20 protein-coding genes are annotated in these 23,053 nt (G+C 45.3%); 1 reads left to right on the top strand and 19 read right to left on the bottom strand.

Annotation, left to right across the window (positions count from 1 at the left end; genetic code table 11):
• Positions 1–97: 97 nt before the first annotated feature.
• From MKY14_RS27250 to MKY14_RS27215, 8 genes are all read right to left on the bottom strand, one after another.
• Positions 98–265 carry a CxxH/CxxC protein gene (locus MKY14_RS27250; RefSeq protein WP_063829780.1) on the bottom strand — a complete coding sequence of 56 codons (168 nt, stop codon included), beginning with the start codon at positions 263–265 and terminating at the stop codon, positions 98–100.
• A 231-nt stretch (positions 266–496) separates the two neighbouring features.
• The gene (gene cydC / locus MKY14_RS27245; protein WP_340977754.1) at positions 497–2,248 is read right to left on the bottom strand and encodes a thiol reductant ABC exporter subunit CydC; all 1,752 of its coding nucleotides are present in this window, start codon (positions 2,246–2,248) and stop codon (positions 497–499) included.
• On the bottom strand, positions 2,245–4,011 hold the full coding sequence (gene cydD / locus MKY14_RS27240; protein ID WP_340977752.1) for a thiol reductant ABC exporter subunit CydD: 1,767 nt from the start codon (positions 4,009–4,011) through the stop codon (positions 2,245–2,247). The genes cydC and cydD overlap by 4 nt, the downstream gene beginning before the upstream one ends.
• Complete coding sequence (gene cydB, locus MKY14_RS27235) at positions 4,011–5,027, bottom strand: cytochrome d ubiquinol oxidase subunit II (RefSeq protein WP_340977750.1); 1,017 nt, start codon at positions 5,025–5,027, stop codon at positions 4,011–4,013. Before cydB ends, cydD begins: the two co-directional genes overlap by 1 nt.
• Positions 5,014–6,417, bottom strand: coding sequence for a cytochrome ubiquinol oxidase subunit I (locus MKY14_RS27230; protein WP_340977748.1), 1,404 nt, complete (start codon positions 6,415–6,417; stop codon positions 5,014–5,016). Before MKY14_RS27230 ends, cydB begins: the two co-directional genes overlap by 14 nt.
• Before the next feature lie 222 nt (positions 6,418–6,639).
• On the bottom strand, positions 6,640–6,867 hold the full coding sequence (locus MKY14_RS27225) for a cold-shock protein (RefSeq protein ID WP_036677829.1): 228 nt from the start codon (positions 6,865–6,867) through the stop codon (positions 6,640–6,642).
• A 93-nt stretch (positions 6,868–6,960) separates the two neighbouring features.
• Positions 6,961–7,161, bottom strand: coding sequence for a cold-shock protein (locus MKY14_RS27220; RefSeq protein WP_019914582.1), 201 nt, complete (start codon positions 7,159–7,161; stop codon positions 6,961–6,963).
• Between the two features lie 419 nt (positions 7,162–7,580).
• Complete coding sequence (locus MKY14_RS27215; RefSeq protein WP_076124305.1) at positions 7,581–8,828, bottom strand: S1C family serine protease; 1,248 nt, start codon at positions 8,826–8,828, stop codon at positions 7,581–7,583.
• 388 nt (positions 8,829–9,216) lie between these two features.
• Between MKY14_RS27215 and MKY14_RS27210 the strand changes: the two genes are divergently transcribed.
• A complete protein-coding gene (locus MKY14_RS27210) occupies positions 9,217–9,423 on the top strand; it encodes a hypothetical protein (RefSeq protein WP_036677826.1) in 207 nt (68 codons plus the stop codon).
• Here MKY14_RS27210 and MKY14_RS27205 read toward each other — a convergent pair.
• From MKY14_RS27205 to MKY14_RS27155, 11 genes are all read right to left on the bottom strand, one after another.
• A complete protein-coding gene (locus tag MKY14_RS27205) occupies positions 9,392–10,198 on the bottom strand; it encodes an MBL fold metallo-hydrolase (protein ID WP_036677825.1) in 807 nt (268 codons plus the stop codon). The two genes, MKY14_RS27210 and MKY14_RS27205, sit on opposite strands and share 32 nt — an antisense overlap.
• 14 nt (positions 10,199–10,212) lie before the next feature.
• Positions 10,213–10,953: a two-component system regulatory protein YycI gene (gene yycI, locus MKY14_RS27200; RefSeq protein WP_340977747.1), complete on the bottom strand. Its 741-nt coding sequence runs from the start codon at positions 10,951–10,953 to the stop codon at positions 10,213–10,215.
• A 38-nt stretch (positions 10,954–10,991) separates the two neighbouring features.
• Complete coding sequence (locus tag MKY14_RS27195; protein WP_076124306.1) at positions 10,992–12,284, bottom strand: YycH family regulatory protein; 1,293 nt, start codon at positions 12,282–12,284, stop codon at positions 10,992–10,994.
• Positions 12,281–14,110, bottom strand: a complete 1,830-nt coding sequence (walK, locus tag MKY14_RS27190) for a cell wall metabolism sensor histidine kinase WalK (RefSeq protein WP_036677817.1) — start codon at positions 14,108–14,110, stop codon at positions 12,281–12,283. Before walK ends, MKY14_RS27195 begins: the two co-directional genes overlap by 4 nt.
• A complete protein-coding gene (gene yycF / locus MKY14_RS27185; RefSeq protein ID WP_076124308.1) occupies positions 14,110–14,841 on the bottom strand; it encodes a response regulator YycF in 732 nt (243 codons plus the stop codon). The genes walK and yycF overlap by 1 nt, the downstream gene beginning before the upstream one ends.
• A gap of 190 nt (positions 14,842–15,031) precedes the next feature.
• Positions 15,032–16,579: a M23 family metallopeptidase gene (locus MKY14_RS27180; RefSeq protein WP_076307602.1), complete on the bottom strand. Its 1,548-nt coding sequence runs from the start codon at positions 16,577–16,579 to the stop codon at positions 15,032–15,034.
• A 316-nt stretch (positions 16,580–16,895) separates the two neighbouring features.
• A complete protein-coding gene (locus tag MKY14_RS27175) occupies positions 16,896–17,540 on the bottom strand; it encodes a hypothetical protein (RefSeq protein WP_339189048.1) in 645 nt (214 codons plus the stop codon).
• Positions 17,541–17,732: 192 nt separating this feature from the next.
• Positions 17,733–19,019: an adenylosuccinate synthase gene (locus MKY14_RS27170; protein ID WP_076105178.1), complete on the bottom strand. Its 1,287-nt coding sequence runs from the start codon at positions 19,017–19,019 to the stop codon at positions 17,733–17,735.
• A gap of 211 nt (positions 19,020–19,230) precedes the next feature.
• The gene (dnaB, locus tag MKY14_RS27165) at positions 19,231–20,592 is read right to left on the bottom strand and encodes a replicative DNA helicase (protein WP_036677807.1); all 1,362 of its coding nucleotides are present in this window, start codon (positions 20,590–20,592) and stop codon (positions 19,231–19,233) included.
• A gap of 1 nt (position 20,593) precedes the next feature.
• The gene (rplI, locus tag MKY14_RS27160) at positions 20,594–21,040 is read right to left on the bottom strand and encodes a 50S ribosomal protein L9 (protein ID WP_036677804.1); all 447 of its coding nucleotides are present in this window, start codon (positions 21,038–21,040) and stop codon (positions 20,594–20,596) included.
• Positions 21,037–23,043 (bottom strand): DHH family phosphoesterase, encoded by a 2,007-nt coding sequence (locus MKY14_RS27155; protein WP_340977746.1) that lies wholly within the window; start codon positions 23,041–23,043, stop codon positions 21,037–21,039. Before MKY14_RS27155 ends, rplI begins: the two co-directional genes overlap by 4 nt.
• Positions 23,044–23,053: the final 10 nt, after the last annotated feature.

Raw genomic sequence — 23,053 nt, 5'->3', positions numbered from 1 at the left:
ACCTAATCGGCTAACACATATATTATTTCATGCAAAAAAACACCCTGCGGCCCATTTCCGGAACTGCAAGGTGTTTTTAATAAATTTTAACAGTCCTTTAGACCACTAAATATTCCGCATTCTTCTCACATTCCGCACATTTGGCCGGCGGGTCCCAGTCCGAGAACTCGGTCTCCTTCAAGTCCACAATATCAGGTGCATCCTCATACTCGTCCACAAATTTGTCGATGGCTAACTCTACATGTTCTTTACATACTACATACATTCAACCAAGCATCCCTTTCTGTGCCGCTGCGGCCTAATACTCCTTCTATTGTTCTACCATACTTCCCACGAAAATGGAACTCCTATCTATCCATTCCAGCAATCTGTTCATCCATTGTCTATATTCTTGCCCTACCGAAAAAAAAGATTCCTCCCACCCCAAACGGGCAAAAGGAATCTCTTCACTTATATCTCTCTAATTTCTATAAATGTTATCTGCAAACTCTCCATCCTACCCTAGAAACTCCACTGGACGATCCAGCTCATACAATCTGCGGTAACGTGGTTCTTTTTCCATCAGCTCCGCATGGGTTCCACGCATTTCTACCGAGCCATTTTCCATAAAAATCACTTCATCCATCTGCTCCGCACCAACCAAATGATGCGTTACCCAGATCAGAGATTTACCGTCCATAGCTTCAAACATCGTCTGCAAAAGATCACGCTCCGTGCTTGGGTCCAACCCTACGGTCGGTTCGTCAAGAATGACGACAGGTGTATTTTGCAGCAAAATACGAGCTAACGCTATCCGCTGGCGCTCTCCACCGGAGAAACGTTGCCCCGCTTCACGGACAAAGGTATTGTATCCATCTGGTAACGAGGAGATCAGCGTATCCATTTTGGCTAATGCTCCAGCTTCTTTAATCGCTTGTTCGGAAGCCTTCGGATCACCCATGCGAATATTGTTCGCTACCGTAGTATCAAATAAGTGTGGGCTTTGATTTAGCACCGCTATAATAGACGGAATGTTATCGCCATAGGCAGCAGCCGCGATTCCATTAATCATAGCCGAACCTGCAGAAGGTTGGATAACCCCTTGAATAGCCTTTAACAACGTCGATTTCCCTGCCCCGCTACGGCCGATGATGGCAATTTTTTTGCCTTGTGGGATGTCGAGGCTGAGATCACGAACCGACCAATTATCCTCTGATCCATAGCGGTAACCCACATTTTCGAGCTTGATATGAGCACTTTTTATGGCCTGAGGTAGAACATCGACTATAGATGCCTGTTCGGAAACTATATTCTGCTCTTCTCCGACCACTCCAGACAACCGCTCCAGCGAGTTACGGTACTGCGGGATTTTCTCCACTGCTTCGGATACTGGCAAAAAAGCATCTGCTACAGGAAAAACAACCAAGACAAACGCCGCAATCAAAGTACCTGCAATAGCACCATCCGCATACTCTCCGGCGGCCCAATATAACATCGAAAGTACACCAACCCCAACGACTGCTTGCCCGATAAACGCACGTAGACGCGCCCAGCTGCGCAGCGCTGCATCAGTTTTGGCCACTTTTTTCTCATCTGCTTCGTAGGTCTCCACGAACTGGCTTTGCCGTCCACTAATGACCCAATCGCCCATACCGAGAACGGCGTCCGTCAGCTTTTGATAGAGGTGATTACGCTCTACCTTCACTTCACGTTGACGTTTCTGGGTGAACAACAAAGATATAAGCGGCAATACCACGACCAACACCAAAATATACAAAGCCATTAATAACGCAAAACCGATATCAAAGGTGCCCAACGCAATCACTGCAACCCCGTAGATCAATAAAGCAATAACACTTGGAAATACGGTTCTCAGATATACATTTTGCAAATATTCGATGTCATCAGCTAACATCCCGAGAATATCCCCAGTACGAAAACGCGACGACAGGAACAAGGCCTGTGGCTCCAAAATATTGTACAGGCGCACACGCATTTTAGAAAGAATCCGTAAAATGGTGTCATGCCCAATCAGCCGTTCCACGTAGTGAATGACTGCCCGGCTTGTTCCAAACGTACGTACACCAACAATCGGCACGTAGATCATCAGGATATTTTCGACCGGTGTAGACGCTTTTGAGATCAGAAATCCTGAAGTATACATCAATGAAGAGGCAGTAAAAATCGTCAACGCCCCAAGCACAATAATTAGCACAAAACGCCAAAAATACGACGATACATAGGGAGCAAACCATCCTTCACGTTTCAATGGATTCCCTCCAATTGCGACCCAATCAACTCATAATACGCACCCTTGCGGGCAAGTAACTCCTGATGGGTACCGATTTCTGCCACTTGGCCTTGCTTCATTACTACAATAATGTCCATATCGAGCATCCAGTGCAGGCGATGGGTAGCCAGAAAGACCAGCTTTCCTTCAAAAAGGGGCACCATCGTCTCCTTCAGCTCATATTCCGTTTCAATATCCAGATGCGCCGTTGGCTCGTCTAGAAGCATAATCGGACGGCTGCTAAGCAGTGCCCGGGCTAATGCCACCCGTTGCTCCTGGCCACCGCTGAACGAACGGCCACCGCCACCAATCATCTCATCTAAGCCATGCGGAAGAGTATCCACCAAACCCGATAAACCAGTAGCTTTCACTGCCTCGGCAACAGCCTCCATAGAAGCCTCAGGGTAATAAAAACGTATATTATCAGCTAACGTACCGCTAAAAATATACGGACGCTGCGGGATATACGAGGTCTGTTTTCGCCAAGCCTCATCCGTTAATGCACTAACCGTAGTACCGTTAACCGTGATACTTCCTGAAGTAGGGTGTAAGAAACCCCCTAATATATCCACTAAAGTAGATTTACCGGCCCCGCTCTCTCCGATAATCCCAATTTTGCTAGCTCCTTTAAATTGCAGGTTCAGCGCTTCCAGCGAAGAAAGCCCTGCTTCCTCATACTTCACGCTAACGTCATTTAATGTGAGCACGCTATTCTCATGCCAAGTGAATATTTGTTCCGATGTTTTTGCTGCAGAACCGACAGATAGATCACCGTTAGGGACGATTACTTCAGCCTTCACCTCATCTTGATCTATAATGCTCTTCATTGCTTCAGCGGCTTCTTTCCCATCCAAAGTAGCATGGAAATCTGAACCTACCAATCTGACAGGCAGGAAATATTCCGGAGCCAAGATTAGAATCGTTAAGCCCGTAACCAATGTCATTTGTTCATTTACAAGCCGCAAACCAAGACTTACCGCTACAGAAGCTACAGACAGCATAGTGAAGAAATCCAGGGCGAACGATGACAAAAAGGCCACTCGCAGCGTACGCATGGTCGCCGAGCGATAACGATCGCTGACAGTAGCAATGCTGTCGCTATGACTACGACTGCGTCCTAGAAATTTTAATGTTTCTAGCCCACGTAATGAGTCTACGAAATGATTAGATAATGTACGATACGATTTCAATTGCCGATCCATTTGCTTACGGGCCGTCATCCCAATCAAAATCATAAAAACAATAATAATCGGCATAGTTACCGTAAGAATAATCCCGCTCGTAGTGTCCATCGTAAAGACGTAAATAAGCACCAAGATCGGTGTAACAGACATCCCTACCATTCTAGGAATGATCGCTTCAAGATACGTGCGGAATTTAGTTACGCCTTCCAGCACCAGTGTAACAAGATCCCCGGTTCCACGCCCGCCCACCATTCTAGGGCCAAGCTGGAAGAGCTTGTCCATCATTTCCCTCCGCATAGTGCTGCCCGTTGCTTCCGCGAAGCGGTAAGAGACACGGCTCATCAGCATAGCACAAGCATGGCGCACAAGAAATGCAAGAAGGAACAATAGCGCAGTGCCCCATTGTTCCTTCAGAGGTTCTCCCGCAAATAGCGCAGAGATGACTTCTGCCAGCGATTTAGCCAGCAGAAGTATGGACAAGCTTTGCACCAGGGTAAGGAAGCCTACAATCAGAAAGACTGGCTTAACTCCTTTATACCCAAGCAAGTTTTTATCCATTAGTATTCAAGATGCTCCTTCTCGTGAACCCGTTTATGAAAGACAAAGTAACTCCAAATTTGATATCCCAATACGAACGGAAGGATAGTCAGTGCCACAATCGTCATTACCTTCAAAGAGTAATGGCCCGAAGCCGCATTAGTGATCGTCAAATTAAAAGCTTGATCAATTGAACTAATCATAACACGCGGGAACAATCCTACAAAGATAGAAGTTACCGAAAGCGCCATTACCGCTCCTGTCATTCCAAAAGCGTAGCCATCCTTCTTCTTCGTCATGAAGTAACCGGACAGTACAAAGGCGATAACTCCCAGGGCGACAATAATCATAAGAATCGTTCCACGTTGCTCGAAAATATCCGTCATATTATAAGTCATAATCACAAAAGCAGTAAATAAAGCTGCGAGTGGGATTAGCAATCTTTGAGCCAACTTGCGAGCACGAGCCTGTAGATCACCCACTGTACGCAGCGTTGTGAACATGAGACCATGCACCAGGCACAGAAGGACAACAGTAAGCCCTGCTACTACAGTGTACACATTCACGATATCTGTGAACCCTGCATACATTTGCATATCCCCATCAATAGGCAACCCTTTGATAAAGCTTGCAAATACTACTGCCAAGAGGAATGGTGGAAGGAAGCTGCCGATAAAGATACAAGCATCCCAAGTTCTTTTCCAAGCCAATGAATCACGTTTACCTCTGAATTCAAAAGCGACACCACGCGCTATCAGAGCTAATAAGGCAAATACAAAAGGAATATAGAATCCACTAAACAGCGTTGCATACCACTCCGGGAAAGCCGCAAACATTGCACCCGCAGCTGTGATAAGCCATACCTCATTCCCATCCCAGAAGGGTCCGATCGAGTTAATCAGAACACGGCGCTCTGTATCATTTTTAGCGAGAATTTGTGTTTCCATCCCTACGCCGAAATCGAAACCCTCCAGGAAGAAGAACCCTATAAACAGAACTGCAATCAGCACAAACCACAATTCATTAAGAGATATCATGGGAACCCTCCTCGTTATATGGATCATTCGAATCGCCGTGATCGTTATCCATTGCATAAGGACCTTTTTTAATCACTTTAATAAACAATCCGACCAACACTAATCCTAGAATTAAATAAATCGTTGTAAAAGAAATCACGGAGAACAGAACTTGACCACATGTAATATTAGGCGACACACTGTCTTCCGTTGTCATCAGTCCGAATACCGTCCATGGCTGACGCCCGAATTCGGTCATAACCCAACCGGCTGTATTCGCAATCGGAGGAAGCAACAAGCCCCATAACATAAACCGCATAAACCAAGTGTTCGGACGGTCCATTTTTTTGCGCCACATTAAGTACATAGCGTACATTCCCAATACAATCATTAACGTTCCTGCTAGAACCATGATCCGGAAACTCCAGAATGTCGTACGTACAGGTGGAATATAGTCACCGGGGCCATAGGTTTGCTCATACTCCGCTTGCAGCTCAAGCATACCTTTAACTTCACCGGAAAATTTACTGTATGAAAGGAAACTCAGCATATAAGGAATTTGAAATTCTCCACTACTAATTTGATTCTTTGGATCAATGTTTGCCCATACGGTCCAAGGTGCCGGGTCACCACTCTTACCCCACAGTCCTTCGGAAGCTGCCATTTTCATTGGTTGAGTTTCAACCAAATATTGCGCTTGGGCGTGACCAGCAACAGCTACACCAATAGAAGAAATAATCCCTACGATGGCTGCAATCTGAAAAGACTTCTTAAAGAAAGAAACCTCTTGTTTCTTCAATATTTTATAAGCACTAATACCTGTTACAAGAAAAGCACCTGTTGCATAAGCAGCCAGTACGGTGTGTGGGAATTCAACCAGCAATTGTCCGTTCGTAATAAGCGCGAAGAAATCATTCATTTCTGCACGTCCATTATTTATCTCAAAACCCACAGGATGCTGCATAAAAGAGTTAGCCGCTAGAATCCAGAATGCAGATAACATCGTACCGAATGCTACCAGCCAGATGGACAGTAAATGTACTCGCTTGGACACCTTATCCCAGCCGAATATCCATATCCCAATAAAAGTAGACTCCAGAAAAAAGGCTGCCAATGCCTCAACTGCAAGCGGAGCCCCGAATACATCACCAACAAAACGTGAATAATCGGACCAGTTCATCCCGAACTGAAATTCCTGCAAGATTCCTGTAACTACCCCTACTGCAAAATTGATGAGGAATAGCTTTCCCCAGAACTGCGCCATTTTTTTGTACTCTTCATTACCTTTTCTAACGTACATTGTCTCCATGATTGCAATCAAGAGCGCTAGTCCGATTGATACCGGTACAAAGAAATAGTGGAATATTGTCGTCGACGCAAATTGTATACGCGACAGCATTACTGTATCCATATTTGTCCCTTCCTTCTCCCCTTTTCGTTAATTATATTCTGTCAAAAATTTAAACTTCTTTTTGTGATAAATGTCACATAAAGATAGTCATTTAACGGTGAAATTCAAATGATTTGTGACAAAGATCACAATTTAGCATAAAGAAAGCAAAAAAAATAAGACGGTTTACCCGTCTTGAGTGGTTCGTCGTTCTATTAAATGCTTGACTCATTTAGGTATTGGTTAGATGGAAATACCCTTCTTCAGCGATTTGAGATCGCCATTCGAATTAAGCAATTGGGGTAGCATCTTCGTGCTGCGAACCATTGGAGAGTCACATAGACGGCAAGAAGGCGCATGTTCAAATGCGAAATTATCCCTCATCCATCCGTTGCATCCCTCATTGGTACATGCCCAAATTGCGGTATTTTCTTCCGGTATTTCTTCCAAAGGTTTCTTCCGGTAGTTCATTGCCGTTCCTCCCATCCTGTAAGTCAAATAGTGAGTAACTAGATATAAAAAGACCGTCCCAACTTTCACAAGCTGGGACGGTTTCTTCTATTATTACAGTTTCACAACGTTTTCGGCTTGTGGTCCACGGTTGCCTTGAACAACGTTGAATTCAACGCGTTGGCCTTCGTCCAAAGTTTTGAAGCCGTCGCCAGTGATTGCGCTGAAGTGAACGAATACGTCGCTTCCGCCTTCAACTTCGATAAATCCGAATCCTTTTTCTGCGTTGAACCATTTAACTGTACCTGTTTGCATGTGTGTTACCTCCACAAATTTAAATTAATATGTTCTTTTTATCTTCAAACAAAGAAAAAATTCACACATTGAAAAAGGTTGTATTACCAAATATGACAGCCCTTTTCAATGCGAGAATTAGGGACTAAATGTATGATTGATATCATATTACCACACCTGATTAGCAAAGGCAAGCAAGCATCCGAATATATCCGTTTTTGCCCTAATAAGTATTACCTTCCAATGTAAGGGCTGCCACTTAGTGTTTATTCCCTAAATAGATCCTTTTTTTGGCATAATTATCATGGTTTTAGAAAAATAGCTTTCCCAAAAACGTTACTTTTATCCGCTTTTTCAAGAAGGTACCCCCTCGGAATCGAAGGGGTAGTCCGCTCTACTTGTCGTAACTGCTATATCATTATATACCGACTTCCAGCATATTATTCCTGTGGTTTTTCTAGAAGTTTAACTGTTGCCTGTTTGGCCTCGCCGTTTCGATAGTAAGTAATTTTCAGATCATCACCGATCTTCGTATGATTATATAAGTACTTGCGAAGAGAAAGGGTAGATATGATTGATTGATCATTAAATTTGGTAATGACATCATTGAATTGCAGTCCAGCTTCCTTCGCAGGGCCAACGGCTTCTAGAACAACTACTCCATCCTTAACACTGTTCGGCAGGTTCAATTCATTGCGTTGATCTTCTGCTAGTGGAACGTACGGATTGTTCAAATCAACTGAATATACACCCAAGTACGAACGGGCAATATGTCCTTTTTCAGCCAGCTCATTAGCGATATCTATCACATGATTCGCAGGAATTGCAAAACCCAGACCCTCTACACCCGTATCTGAAATCTTCATTGTGTTAATTCCAATGACCTTGCCATCCAGATCCACTAATGCGCCGCCACTGTTTCCTTCATTAATCGCCGCATCGGTCTGTATCACTTCTTGTTCCCAGTCATATACTCCATCCTGATTAAGGGATACGGGAACCATCCGTTCAGTATAGCTAACAATCCCCGAGGTCAATGTATCACCAAGTCCTAGCGGATTACCGATAGCAATGACCGTTTCACCTAGACGAAGCTTAGAGGAATCACCGAGCTGCGCGATGGTATCGATTCCTTTGGCATCAATAGAGAGTACCGCAATGTCGCTTACTTTATCCGTTCCAACGAGTGTTGCCTTACGAGTCTCTCCGTTCACTGTAACTACTTCGAGATTACCGGAGTCTTCGATGACATGATTATTGGTAATGATAAATGCTTTATTCCCTGTCTTTTTATAGATCACTCCTGAGCCTAGTGCAGACTCATCCAGAATGTTTAATTCTTCATTATCTTCTTTATGATTGATAATACTTACTACTGCAGGGCGAACCGTGGCAGCAGCTTGAATAATCCGGTCAAATGGATCACTACTGCTTGGGGCAACATTTCCAGTTGCTACAACCGGCTTCTGAGCAGTCTCATGACTCATCTGGCCTGTAAACATACTGAATAACAAAACTGCCACCACAGCGCTGACTAAGGAGCAAACGGCGGATATTTGCCAAGTAGATAAACCCTTACGCGATCTGCGTACAGAATGTCTACGATTAGCAAACGATCCCTTTGATGCTTCATCCCCTCTGGACCGCGAAACTTTAGTTGAATAGAAATCATCATCAAACAATCCCACCGAAAATCTCCCCCTTCTATTGCCAAGCGTTCACTGTTGGTAAGACCTGAACCTATAGCAACCACGTCCGAACCAAACCTCTGTAACCATTAGACTCCAAATATCACTAAAAAGTTTCACTTTATCCATTAACCCCACAAGAGTTTCGGTCAATCGTTAGATTATGATAATCTTTTAATATATCTTCTCTATTAGGAATATTTTGCAACTTAAAAGACTACAATAAAATAGAAGTGTCCCTAAAATTTTAGCATTGCTCATCACGCTTTTAATTGTATCACAGGCAACCTGCAATTCGGGATTTTCCTCAGCTAAAACACCTGCGAATTTTTTACAGTTTTCAGTTCTAATTACACTATATATTCACACTATTAAAGGAGGATTAATTATGAGTTCTTTTTCAACAAGTATGGATTTAGTCGAGTTTATCGGTAAGCTTGGTGACTTAAAGGATGAACACTACCACATGACCCTTGCCTTTAGCGCAATGATCGAATTGATGATTGAAAAAGGCCTAATCTCCCGTCAAGAATTAGATCGCAAGACCGCTGAACTTGATCAGCTTATGACTGGCTCAGCTTATCCCATGGCGTAGGTTGATCATAATACGTATCACACAGTCTGAACTCACTATCTTTGAAAAAACAGCCCCGATCCTCCATTGCGCCGCGTACTGACATTTTTGCCAAATCCATCATATTGTGATCCCGGCTTAAATGCGCCAAATAGGTCCGTTTAGTCCGCCCTGTAAGAATTTCGCTAAGCGCAGCTCCAGCTGCCTCATTGGAAAGGTGACCCATGTCGCCTAGGATGCGCCGTTTCGTATTCCACGGATAACGTCCCATTCTCAGCAATTCGATATCATGATTCGCCTCCAGCACCAATACATCTGCATCTGAAATTGCATCTCTTACCTTATCACTAACATAGCCCAGGTCTGTAGCTACACATAACTTCTCTTTTCCATCATAAAAATTGTAACCCACTGGCTCCGCTGCATCATGAGAAATCGCAAAGGATTCTACTCGCATACTGCCGAAATCCTTGTGCTGGCCAGACTCCATGATCATACGGTTATACTCCGGTATTTTACCAATTCCCTTCTCGATAGCTCCCCAGGTATTGGTGTTCGCATAAATCGGAAGATCGTATTTACGGGCCATGGCCCCGAGTCCCTTGATATGATCGGAATGTTCGTGTGTAACTAGAATCCCGTCTATATCATTACCCGTTAGTTCACGCATGGCCAACAGCTCATCGATCCGCTTGGCACTAAAACCTGCGTCAATCATAAGTGTTGTCTCCCCGTTTCGTACCACCGTTACATTGCCGGTAGAACCACTGGACAGTACTGTAAATGAAATCCCCATTTTCCTTACTCCTTCTACTCTGTTGTCTTAGGACTGATGATGTCCGCACTAATAGCATCCACATAATAGGCATTGCCGTTCTCCAGCATAAACCGCCACATCGGCGAAGCTACCTGACTTTCCGAGTTGAACAGCTCACCGTAATATCCCAGCTCAATCTCCTTCACTACGGAATCTGCCGGGAAATACTTCTCTATCAAACTACTAAGTGCTTGCGATGCTGGAAGCACCTTCTGTTCTTTATCGCTGCTGCTTGTCCCTATTTCAATCTTCGGCCAGCGGTAAGCTACGATTTTTTGATCACTGTTAATCAACTCTAGCCTAACACGGAACAACGACCACTGATTTTGAACCAGCGGATGAAGAACGAACTTCCCAACCTCACTTTCCTGTGAATCAAAGCGATAATTGGAAATGTCAGGAACCTTATCCTCAAGCGCCTTGCTAAGCTCTGAGAAGGAAGAATAGATCAGCTTGCTGTCTATAGGTACATCTAATTTAATTGGTGGTTCAGTCTGTTCTTCAGCAGAATAACGATAAGTAATGTTAGGAAGCTGCGGGGTAGAAGCCGGAATGGGACACAATACACGAATCCCTTTCTGCTCCATTACGGCTTGGGTCTCAGCAGACAGGGAAGTAAAATCAAGATTAGCACTAACCTGATCGCGTAAATCGACCCACAGCTGGTAACATAGCAGCAGATTCAGACCTAAAAAGGCGCAAATCAGTACATTTTTAGCTCTTCCCCAATCCATACCCGAACCTCCTAAATGTTATATGAACCACTTGCCCATTAATTCAAAGTAAGCACGCTGCCATCACTAAGTGTAACTTTCCAGACAGGTATCAGCTCCAGATGATCTTCCTTCACCTCAGGCACATAAGCAGGCGTTAAATCCTTCACTGCCGAAGTTTTACTGACCAGAGACAACCTATACTCCAGATCCGCACCTCCAGATAGCTCCACTACCTTTTTTACGGCCTTACTTTCATCTATATAGATTAGAGAACGTTCATAAGAGGATACTGTTCCCTGCTGCAGTTCCAGATTTATTACACCATACTGTAATGATGAATGGCTCATTATCGGATAGGAGCCGTACGGGTAGGAGCCATAATATTGTTGAAAAGAGACCTTTCTCTCCTGTCTGCCTTCCTCTGTAGCCTCCAAACGGTAAGTCCCATTCCATCCGCCATGCTGGTTCACAAATTCTACAGCTTCCAAAGCATCCTTGGCAGGGGTACTTTCTCCAGCTGGAAGAGCCGCAGGGTCGCTATAGCTCATCCAGTTCTTACCCTGGTCCACCTGAAGGCTTCGTTTGCTGTCCGTATAAATCTCCGAGCCGTTTTTCTCCCGGATATATCTAGTACTTCCAACATCGAAGAAAAGATTACTCTGCATTTGCTCTATGGTGTACATCCCGGAAGGCATGTCTACCTGAACCAGAGAAATCTTACTGTCTGGCACATAATAATCCCCGCTTACGGTCTTGTAAGGCGTCCAATTCTTACCGAAATCAACATGCTGCTGCACATCCTGAACCGTTAAATCCGCTTTTGCCGCTTCGTATATGATGTCGCCTCTCGTACTGAAGAAAATAGCATGGGCCTTGGAATCGTTCTTAATGTTATAGATCCAAATGCGATCGATGCTTTCTCCTTCAAAAAGGGAATCTGGCGATAACTGCATCACCCGCTGCAATAACGTTACCGGAATGCCCGCTCCGAACGAAAGCTCAATCCCAGGATTCTCATTGCGGATCTTATCCCAATCATAATCCTGTACCGAGTGCCGCTGAAAGCTTTCGAAGCCACGACCTTTTAAGCGATTCATGATCAAGCTATAGAACGTAGAGTCCGGATAAAAAAGCGTATGCTTGCCTTCCCCCATATGGATGATCATTTTGTCAGGGTATAACAGGTTCTCTACCTTCTCTTCCGGACCCATATTATCTGTCTTCACATACAGGTTCTCAGAAAGCACCGCAGAATCAGCACCAGGCAAGCGGTAGATCAAATAATAGCTTTCAACCAGGCTTCCGAGCACGAGCAAGGCTAGAATGCATGATTTGATTCGTTCCTTCACGCCTCACTCCCCCTTTGCTCGTTCAAAGGCAGGGTAAAGGTTACCTTTGAACCTTCATTTAGCTCGGATTGCAGGGAAATGGAGCCTCCATGTGCCTTCACAATTTCCCGGGCAATGGAAAGGCCAAGTCCAGTGCCTCCCATGTTCCGCGAACGTGCCTTATCCACGCGATAAAATCGTTCGAAGATCCGCTCGATATCTTTTTTCGGAATCCCTATCCCCGAATCACGTACAGAAATGGAGAGCATTCCATCCTCATTCTTCAACGCTTCCAATTCAATTGTACCGCCTTCTGGCGTATATTTCAGCGCATTGGAGACCAAATTCCCCAAGACCTGGTCAATTTGATCACGATCAAGCCACGCCGTAGTAACATCTTTGCGGACCCTTGTACTGATATCGATACGCTTTTGCCGAATTTGAAAAGAAAAACGATCCGCCACATCCTCCAGCATCTCGGTAATATCCGTCTGCTGAATTCGAAGAAGAGCTTCCTTGGAATCCAGACGGGAAAGATGCAGCAAATCCGTAACCAGACGAATCATCCGTTCCGTTTCGTTGCGAATCACCCCAACAAACCGAACCGCCAGCTGCGGATCTTCAAGTGCTCCATCATCCAGTGCTTCAACATAGCTTTTAATAGTGGTAAGTGGTGTTCTTAGCTCATGCGAAACGTTCGCCACGAACTCCCGGCGTGATTCCTCCAGATTCTCCTGTTCGGTGACATCCTGCAACACAGCAATTGTGCCGGCAATGCCCCCCTCACGACGATGAATGGGAGTAAACGTCACTCTTACGATATTAGAATCTTCTCCACCCATATGGGTCAGATGAAGCATTGCAGATTGGGCATTGCCTTTAGCCAGAGATCCGCTTTGTTCGTAATCTAAGCCCAACAGTTTATCTAGAGGAGCGCCTTCCGGCAACGGACCTTCATTTCCGAGCATCAACGCTGCCCGCCGATTCATCAGAATCACTACTCCGTTCTCATCTGTAGCCACAACACCATCACTCATGTTCGTCAGAATAGAGGTAAGCTTCTCCTTCTCCTCTTCATTCTGCGAGAGTGCTTCCCGCAATCTACCGGTCATATAATTGAACGCCTGACTGAGTTGTCCAATTTCATCATTGCCCAATACGGGCATTTTACGATTGAATCGGCCTTCAGCGACCGCCGTAGCATGCCTCGTCATTTCCTTAATAGGCTGCGTGATAGTGTGCGCCAGAATGACGCATAAAACAACCGTTAACGCTAGAGCTAACAGCAAACCTGAGATAAATACACTATTGATCCGGCCCATCGTGGCGTATAGATCCTTCATGTCAGCAGCAATATAGATTGCGCCCACTACCTTGTCCCCCGAGAGCACAGGCTTAGCCACAACCTTTTTCCGCACATTATCATCCGCAATAATATATTCCTCGTTATCACTGATGCCCTGCAAGGCCCGATTCACAACTGTCTGGGTGTTACGCTGCCCGACATAGTCATTCTGCGAGGGAACAGAAGTGGTGATGATTTTGCCGCTGGCATCCAGTACCTGAATTTCAGCCCCGTTAATGTACAGATTATTGACCATCCCGCGCAGACTTTCCACAGCCGTTTCCTCATCAGCCGTTCCAGCCTCACTACCAAATTTATCAGCAGTCAGGATAGACAACATCTCAGCACGTGCTTTAAGGTCCTTGGTGAAATTATCTGTTAACGAGTTCTTCATCGAGCTCACAAAATAAACCCCGATCAACTGCATAGCTATCAGAATCAGCAATACGTAAATAATAATAAGTTTTGCCTGAATTGTCCGGATAAAGGACCGCCACTTCATCACAGTCCTCCATTTTTAGGGCTATGCATCAAATAGCCAAGTCCACGCCGAGTATAAATATATTCGGGCTTGCTGGGGTTCTCCTCAATTTTCTCTCTTAGACGACGGATCGTCACATCAACGGTCCGCACATCACCGAAATACTCAAATCCCCACACTGCCTGCAGCAAATGCTCCCGAGTCATCACCTTACCGGCATGTTTGATCATATAGTAGAGCAGCTCATATTCACGATGGGTCAAGTCAAGCGGCTCCCCGCCCTTATAGACCATATACATATCTGTATCTATAAACAGATCAAAATGATAAATGCCCTGCTTATTCTCTGCTGGTTCACTCGCCATCCCCTGTGGTGACGGTTTATGCTGTCTCCGCATCTGGGCTTTAACTCTGGCCAGCAATTCACGTGTACTAAAAGGTTTGGTCACATAGTCATCAGCACCAAGCTCCAGGCCAAGTACCTTATCAATCTCTCCGTCCTTGGCTGTAAGCATAATGATAGGAATGTCCAAGTGCGCAGAACGCACCTCGCGGCAGACGTCCATGCCATCTTTGCCGGGCAGCATAAGATCAAGCAGCATAAGATCGGGCCTTTTGGACAATGCCAGCTCCACTGCGCTGTTACCATCAAAAGCACAAATAACCTCGTAGCCTTCTTTTTCTAAATTAAATTTCAATATATCAGCAATAGGCTGTTCATCATCTACTACCAGAATCGTTCCCATCTGCATGTCCCAGCTTCACCTTCCTATCCTTACTTAATGATCATTCCTTTATTTTAACATACCTGTCTAACCGTCACATCCTACGAAATAAGCAATCCCCCTGCCCAGCAAAAAGAAACGGCTTTGCCGTCACTCGTAGATTAAAAAAATAAAAACCGCCCGATTAAAATCGAGCAGTTAAAGGATTAAGTATGAATTATTGCAAATACTTCATTGGATTTACAGCAGTGCCATTCTTCCGAATCTCAAAATGCAGATGTGTACCCGTCGAACGTCCGGTGCTGCCCATTACGCCAATCTTGCCACCCTGCTCCAAGCGTTGGCCTGTAGAAACCGAGATGCTTTTTAAATGACCATAATAGGTCTGGTATCCGTTGCGATGATCCACAATAACTACATTCCCGTATCCATTCTGCACCCCTGCAAAGATTACGGTCCCGGCATCAGAAGCTTTTATATTTCGATTGCTAGATACCATATCAATACCCTTATGGGCACGGCTCCAACGCTCACCGAAGCTACTTGTCAGGGTTGCCCCGCTTACCGGCCAACTGAACATGCCTGTTCCTTCACCAACAACCTTCGTTCCCCGATAAACAACTTCTGGCAGCGAGGCTTTTATAACGGTCTGGCCTAACCATTCTTCTTGAACAACCATGCCATTTTCCTTTGTTACCCGATACTCCATTTCTTTAAGTCCAGTTTGTCCTGGACGAACCACTTTGCTTTTGCCTGCCGCTAGCTGATCGCTCGAACGCACAACCACTTCCGGCTCAGTCACTATCTGCTCAGTCACTTTTTCCACAGTTACTACTGTAACATCTGGTTGGGGTACCTTCAGCTTCAGTGTATCTCCAATCTTCAACGTCAGCTCTTTCACGTTAGGGTTGTTACTATAAATCTCTTTTTGGGTGATTTCAAACCGTTTGGCAATCCCCGAAATCGTATCACCCTCTTGAACGGTATAAAGAAGAGGCGCCTCTTTACCTTCAGTAAGTGTCTGGACCGCTGCCTCCACATCCAACACTTTATTAGGATCTGCTTTGATAGGAACGATAGAAATATCTTCACTAATCTCTACCGACTCTACTTGCTCTGGAGCCTTCGCTTTTGCAGCAGATGAGCTGGAAGCAGCCGTTCTTGTTAGCTTACTAGCCGTCGTTGCTACTTCTGCTTGTGGGACATAATGATTTTTTACCCCTTCGAGCACAGCATTAGCAGTTTCCTGATCCTTAACTATGCCAACGGCCTTGCCATCTACCATCAATTGGACGCCTACCGCATAAGCTTTCAGCATTCCATCTAGTTTAGTAAGTGTCGCCTCACTATCAACTTCTGGCTTGTATGCCTTCTGCTCTTCTATTGTTATGCCCTCTGTTTGCAGCACCATGGTTGAATTCGGATATTTCTCCTGATATTCTCGTTGTTTCTTATCGTATAGCTGGTTAAGCTGCGTCTGATCGGTAAGTCTTCCGACTTCTTCGCCCTTCACCAACACTTGATAATAGGTAACCGTGTTAGCGGCTACATACTTTTTCTCTGCTCCAACCAACACCGTAGCTAGAAGCACAAGGCCGACAGATCCCAAAATCCAAGCACGCCGAAATCTGCGAGTACCTTTCTCTTGTTGAAAGTGTTTGGAGTCGTGATCGAAATTGTGGCTCTGTTGAACATTCGCCTCGGATTCTGCTGGATGTCCATCCTGCAGCTTGCTCATCCGACGCATGAACTTAAATCCCTTCATGAAACTCTCCCTTTCAGTCCGCTTTTACTTCCGACAAAAGCGGCCAAGCTAATTGTACGACCTCGATTATATAGATTACGTCCATGTAAATTTCTGCGTATACTAGTGCTTAATTCCTGCTTCTAATGAACCTATAAAAAGGCTGTTAAGGAGGTTACAAAAATTTAACCTCTTGAGGTCCTTGTTTACTGTACCATAGCTTAGAGAAAAATTTCAACTTTAGACATGACAAAAAACCCGCCAAATACGCGGGTTTTTTGCGCAAATATGAAATTTTAACCTTTTTCTTGTGTCTATAAAGTGACAATTATAAAAGCTATTGCGTAGATTCTGTAGTTGGTGTAAGCATTTTCATTATGCTCTCATATTCGTCTGCATCAACATATTTTGCAATTACCTGTTGCAGCTCTTTAACCTCATCTTCTGTTAATCCATCCTCCATCGCTGTTGAAATTTTTGCCATCTCATCCTGGGGTAGTTTGGACATCAAAATATTGAATATATTTACCTTCTCTTCCGATGGAAGATTATCTTTGAAGTCACTGAGTGCCTCAGGTGTCATTACTAATTGTTGGTCACCAACACTTCCACTTCCGTTATCAGTTGAACTTTCGGTTGTAACTTGCCCCATAACTGGTAAGGCATCAGTCGGAGTATTATCATCTACGGGCTCGCCCTTGCCTTTAGCTGGCGAATCCGTGCTTTTGTCGGTCTCCTTGCTAACTGTACTCCCTGTGGTTACTTCTTTATTGGCTGTATCCGAGTCAGATTTGTTATCCATGCCAATGATGCTCCGAATCATTCCTCCAAATCCCGGACCGGGAGTATTCACTTTAATATCGAAGCTAGCCAGTACCGACTGAATATAAGCATTTACAACCACGCCCGTTGTTAGAATTGAAAGAGTGCTGGCAAGTACCACAATCAGACATACGCTAAGTGCACGCTTCACGATCTTCATCTTCATTTCTCCTCTCACCTATGTTCAAGTCTATCTGGTAGATCATGTACATGTTCTTCTATACATCCAGTATTGACTAGAACCGGCCTTGGGAAACGTCTAGGTATAAATCTAGGCCCCAAAAGAGAGAGAGAGATAGTCCTCAGAACAAAAAAAAGAGCCTCTAACGAGGCTCCTTAGTATAACTAGGTTTTAGATATAAATTGGCAATACTTGATTCGTCTGCTCACGGTTACGACCCACTGAGAAGATAGCAATCGGAATACCTGTAAGCTCAGATACACGTTCAACATATCTGCGTGTATTTGCTGGAAGATCATCCAACGTTTTTGCAGAAGTAATATCTTCGCTCCAGCCTGGAAGTTCCTCATATACCGCTTCACATTCTGCCAGCATTTTGAGGCTAGCAGGGTAATGAGTAATTACCTCACCACGGTATTTGTAGCCTGTGCAGATCTTCACAGTCTCAAGTCCGCTAAGTACATCCAGCGAGTTAAGAGATAGCCCTGTGATTCCACTTACCCGACGAGCGTGACTCACAACTACACTGTCGAACCAGCCTACACGGCGTGCACGTCCGGTAACTGTGCCATATTCATGACCTGTTTCACGGATATAATCACCTGTTGCATCATTCAGCTCTGTAGGGAACGGGCCATCTCCAACACGAGTGGTATAGGCCTTTGCAACCCCAATAACCTGTTTGATTTTGGACGGTCCAACACCAGAACCTATGCACACCCCACCAGCAGATGGGTTGGATGAAGTAACAAACGGATACGTGCCTTGATCGATATCAAGCATTACTCCTTGCGCACCTTCAAACAACACTTTGCGATCCGCATCAATGGCATCATTAAGAATAACAGAGGTGTCTGTTACATAATTACGCAGCACTTCTGCATATTCCAGGTATTGAGTCAGAATCTCTTCTACATTAAGAGCTTCAGCACCATAGACCTGCGTAATCACTTGGTTCTTCTCTTGCATCAAGGGGCGGAGTCTCAGTTCGAATTCCTCAGCGTCCATCAAGTCAGCAATACGGATACCGTTGCGTGCTGCCTTATCCATATAACAAGGACCGATACCTTTACGTGTAGTACCAATCTTGTTCGGACCCTTACGGTCTTCTTCGAGAGCATCCAGCACCATATGGTATGGCATAATGACATGAGCACGATCACTGATCACTAAGTTCTTAGTATCAAAACCGTTCTCATGAATATAATTAATTTCTTGGATCAAGGCAGCCGGATTAATAACCATTCCGTTACCAATTACACAAGTTTTCTCTTTATAAAATACACCCGAAGGGATCAAGCTGAGCTTAAACTTCTCACCGTCAATCAGAATCGTGTGACCGGCATTATTGCCCCCTTGATAACGGGCGACCACATCTGCACTTTCCGCTAGAAAGTCAGTGATTTTCCCTTTACCTTCGTCTCCCCATTGTGTTCCCACGACGACTACCGTTGACATGTTCATTCCTCCGTAGGTGCTACTTAGCACCATTATTTTTCATAATATGGACCCTATACGTCATTCTTATGTACGTGGCCCTCCGGACGCCAAGCAGATTTAACCCGCTAAAGGACAATTCTCAGTGTAACAGCGGTTTTTTTCAAAGTCAAATAAAACGAACGATTACACAAAGAAATGTGCAATCGTTCGGGAATTATACATGTCAGGTTTAACCAGCAAATGGTTCCGCATGTGCTCGCTCGTAGTTAACGAACTTGTTGAAATTTTTAAGAAAGACCAGTTCTACCGTGCCTACGGGACCATTACGCTGTTTAGCTATAATGATCTCAATAATATTCTTCTTCTCCGTATCCGCATTGTAATAATCATCACGATACAGAAACGCAACAATATCGGCATCCTGCTCGATAGAACCCGATTCACGCAAGTCACTCATCATTGGACGTTTATCCTGGCGCTGCTCTACACCCCGGCTTAACTGCGACAGGGCAATAACCGGCACATCCAGCTCACGGGCAATCTGCTTCAGTGTACGAGATATATCCGATACTTCCTGCTGACGGTTCTCTCCGCCTTTACCGCGGCCCTGAATGAGCTGCAAGTAGTCGATGACGATCATGCCAAGTCCTTTTTCCTTCTTCAGTCTCCGGCACTTTGCACGAATATCGGTTACCGTGATACCTGGTGTATCGTCGATATAAATCTCCGCTTCAGATAGAGACTGAATACCCATCGTCAGCTTGGACCAATCATCATCACTCTTGAAGTCACCGGTACGCATAATATTGGCATCTAAGTTGGCTTCAGCACAAATCATCCGCTGTACCAGCTGTGGCGCTGACATTTCCAGACTGAATATCGCAACAGTTTCTTTAGCGCGTACTGCCACGTTCTGTGCAATATTCAGGGCGAATGCAGTCTTACCAACAGATGGACGAGCCGCAACAATGATCAGATCGTTACGTTGGAATCCGTTAGTCATATGATCTAAATCCACAAATCCGGTTGGGATACCTGAGGTACCCCCCTTATTTTGATGAAGCAACTCAACCTTGTCGAACACTTCCATCAAGACATCGCGGATCGCAATAAATCCACTGCCGCTCCGCCGGTTGGAGATTTCAAGAATGCGCCGCTCTGCATCACTCAGCATATCGGCTACATCTTCACCGCCAGTATAACCTTCGCTCACAATTTGCGTGGCTGTGCGAATCAAACGGCGCAGCATGGCTTTCTCTTCGATAATCTGGGCGTAGTATTCTACGTTAGCAGCAGTAGGCACGGCATGCGCCAGCTTAGCTAAGTAGCTAACCCCACCAATATCTTCAAGCTCTCCTTTGTCCTGCAGTCTGGACGTAAGTGTAACAAGATCAATCGGCTGGCTCTCTTCTCCGAGCTGCACCATCGCCTCAAAAATCATTTGATGCGCTTTATCGTAGAAGTCTTCGGTATTCACCCGTTCCATTGCAGTAATGAGCGCTTCATCCTGCAACAGAACCGCACCAATTACCGCCTGCTCGGCTTCAAGATTCTGCGGGGGAACCCGATCGAAAAAGAGATCTCCACCCATGTTACTCCTCCGTTACCTCAACCTTAAGTGTGGCCTTTACTTCAGTATGCAATTTTACGCTTACTTGAAATACTCCTATATGGCGAATTGGCTCACCTAATTCAATCTTGCGCTTATCAATAGTAATTCCTTTGGTGGAAGCCAGTGTCTCAGCAATCTGTTTGCTTGTAATAGCACCGAATAAACGTCCGCCTTCACCTGATTTTGCTTTCATTGTCAGTGTTAGCTCGTCAAGCTTCTTACCCAATTGCTGTGCTTCTTCTTTTTCGTTATCTTTACGGCGTTGTTCAGCAGCCGCTTGATTCTCCAGCGTCTTCACGTTACCTTCCGTTGCCGGACGAACCAATCCACGTGGCAATAAGAAGTTAGAAGCATAACCTTCGGATACCTCTTTAACCTGACCTTTTTTACCTTGACCCTTAACATCTTTTATGAATATGACCTTCATTCGAATAACCCCTCTTTCGATTCGATTTCAGCCAGCACCTGCAGTAATCTGGCTTCTGCTTCTTTACATGTTCCTTCAAGCTGTACCGCGGCATTGGACAGATGCCCTCCGCCGCCTAATTTCTCCATCACGACCTGTACATTCATACGTCCTAGTGATCGGGCACTAATGCCAATCAGGCCGTCAGGCCGCTCGCTGATGACGAATGAAGCAACTACGTTGGTCATCCCAAGCAGCGTGTCCGCAGTCTGAGCAATAAGAAGCTGCGGAATTTTCATGCCTGGTGCCGTAACTACAAGCGCGATTTGGTCATACACCATCCGCGCATGTTTGATAATTTCGGCTTTGGAAATATACTCCTGTAAATCCTCCTTGAGCATGCGCTGAATAAGTACGGTATCGGCACCATTCCGGCGCAGGAAGCCTGCGGCCTCAAAGGTACGCGACCCCGTATGAAGCGCAAAATGCTTCGTATCCACCGTGATCCCCGCTAACAACATTGTAGCATCCAGCGGACTGATCTTTACCTTCTCATGAATATACTGAAGCAGCTCTGTCACCAGCTCACAAGTCGATGAAGCGTAAGGCTCCAAATACACCAATACAGCATCGTTAATGAACTCTTCACCTCTTCGGTGATGATCCACCACTACAATTCTGCTAGCATATTGCACTAACCGCGGCTCCATCGTCATAGACGCCTTATGTGTATCCACAACAATTAGCAGGGTATGCTCTGTCATGATCTGTAGGGATTGCTCCGTTGTGATGAATGACTTATACAATTCATCGTCCTTACGAATCTGCTCCATCATGTTAGTTATCGATGGATTAGGAGTCTCCATCACAATGCTAGCCTCTACATTATACATCTGCGCAGCCCTTAACAGGCCGATTGCAGCACCCACAGCGTCGATATCCGGTGTCCGATGACCGAGGATCAGCACACGATCGCTCTCCTGCATCAGATCCCGCAAAGCATGCGCAATGACCCGCGCCCGCACTCGGGTACGCTTCTCAGCAGCATTACTCTTGCCACCGTAGAAGGATAACCGTTGGCCTGCTTTTACAGCCGCCTGATCACCACCTCGGCCAAGCGCCATATCTAGACTGGATTGGGCCAATGCCCCTAATTCACTTGCAGAGTCTGCGCCAAAGGCCAGACCAATACTCAGTGTCATGGGTACCTTAAGATCAGCAGTCATTTCTCTGACTTCATCTAGAATCACGAAGCGGCTCTCTTCCAACGCTTGCAGGCTACGATGATTAAGCAGCATTAGATAACGTTCCGAGGACAACCGCCGCAGATAAACCTCAAACTGCTTACTCCATTCAGTGATTTCACTCGTCACCTTAGCAATCAGCGAGGTTCGCTGTTGATCATCCATCCCTTGAGCAGATTCATCCAGGTTATCCATCATCACTATGCCGATCGCCAGCTTCTCATCCTCATACCGCTCACGTAACACCACAAGCTCAGTGATATCATACAAGTAAAGAATACGCTCACTCGGAATAATGACAGCTTGATAAAATCGTTCATCCACGATGATCTCAAGACGGGTGTCATGGAGCACACCTTCTTTGGCGACCTCCCGCTTACCCGCTGCAGCACCTGTGAAAAAAGACTGCATATCAGGCAATAATTCTTGCAGTGATTCCCCGACTAAAGACTTGCGTGCGAAAATATCGCCGGCATAGCGGTTATTCCATTCCACCGTTCGATCCTCGCTAAACAGAATGATTCCAAGCGGCAGCATGCTGACTGCTTCGCCCTCTACCCGCTTAATGCGGAAAGATAGCCCATTAATATATTCCACCAGATTACGGCGGAACGAGATCTCCGCTTTCAACATATAGAAGCATAAAGTACCTGAGAGAAACAGGCCGGCGACCCCAAGCGCCCAGTTATAAACACTGACAATTATAATAAGGACCAACAGCAGCATGAACGCCCATACGGTATGATAGCCGTGCCAGCGTCTTTGCAGAAATTTAGGCATGAACTCTCAC

The organism is Paenibacillus sp. FSL R5-0887, from assembly GCF_038002305.1.
GTDB classification, from domain to species: domain Bacteria; phylum Bacillota; class Bacilli; order Paenibacillales; family Paenibacillaceae; genus Paenibacillus_AQ; species Paenibacillus_AQ odorifer.
This window is presented reverse-complemented; position numbering and strand designations above follow the sequence as displayed.